At 58.8% G+C, this 1358-nt stretch carries 1 protein-coding gene; it reads left to right on the forward strand.

Annotation, left to right across the window (positions count from 1 at the left end; genetic code table 11):
* Positions 1–1358, forward strand: a 1358-nt coding sequence (locus Raf01_RS49000; protein ID WP_203925055.1) for an AAA family ATPase, incomplete at both ends; no start/stop codon positions are given.

The raw sequence follows: 1358 nt of genomic DNA on the forward strand, positions 1-1358 counted from the left end.
GCGGGATCGGTACGAGGCGCATCACCGGGTGAGCATCACGGATGCGGCTTTGGTGGCCGCGGCGACGTTGGCTGATCGGTATATCTCGGATCGGTATTTGCCGGACAAGGCGATCGATTTGATTGATGAGGCGGGTGCGCGGATGCGGATCCGTCGGATGACCGCGCCGCCGGATCTGCGGGACTTTGATGAGCGGATCGCTCAGGTGCGTCGGGACAAGGAGTCCGCGATCGACGCGCAGGATTTTGAGCGGGCTGCGCAGTTGCGGGATCGGGAGAAGCAGCTGTTGGGTCAGAAGTCGCAGCGGGAGAAGGAGTGGAAGGCCGGCGACCTGGATGTGGTGTCCGAGGTCGATGATGAGCAGATCGCTGAGGTTTTGGCGAACTGGACTGGTATTCCGGTGTACAAGCTGACCGAGGAGGAGACTGCTCGGTTGCTGCGGATGGAAGACGAGTTGCACAAGCGGGTGGTGGGTCAGGAGGACGCGGTCAAGGCGGTGTCCAAGGCGATCCGGCGTACTCGTGCGGGGTTGAAGGATCCGAAGCGTCCGTCTGGTTCGTTTATTTTCGCGGGTCCGTCTGGTGTGGGTAAGACGGAGTTGTCGAAGGCTTTGGCGGAGTTCTTGTTTGGGTCTGAGGACGCGTTGATCCAGTTGGACATGTCGGAGTTCCATGATCGGTACACGGTGTCTCGGCTGGTGGGTGCTCCTCCGGGGTATGTGGGGTATGACGAGGGTGGTCAGTTGACGGAGAAGGTGCGTCGGCGGCCGTTCTCGGTGGTGTTGTTCGATGAGATTGAGAAGGCTCATCCGGATGTGTTCAACACTCTCCTGCAGATTTTGGAGGATGGGCGGTTGACGGATGGTCAGGGTCGGATTGTTGATTTCAAGAACACGGTGATTATTCTGACGACGAACTTGGGTACTCGGGATGTGGCGAAGGCTGTGTCGTTGGGGTTCCAGGCGTCGGAGGATTCTGACTCGAATTATGAGCGGATGAAGCAGAAGGTCAACGATGAGTTGAAGCAGCATTTCCGGCCGGAGTTCTTGAACCGTATTGATGACACGATTGTGTTCCATCAGTTGGGTGAGGGTGAGATTCTGCGGATCGTGGATATCATGATCAGCCGGATTGAGACTCAGTTGCGGAACAAGGACATGGGTCTGGAGTTGACCGGGGACGCGAAGCGGTGGTTGGCGAAGAAGGGTTGGGATCCGGTGATGGGTGCCCGGCCGTTGCGTCGCACGATCCAGCGGGAGATCGAGGACTCGTTGTCGGAGCGGATTCTGTTCAACGAGTTGCAGCCGGGTCAGATCGTGGTCGTGGACTGCGAGGGCGACCCGGAGAACGTGGAGACCT

The organism is Rugosimonospora africana (assembly GCF_016862975.1).
Classification (GTDB): domain Bacteria; phylum Actinomycetota; class Actinomycetes; order Mycobacteriales; family Micromonosporaceae; genus Rugosimonospora; species Rugosimonospora africana.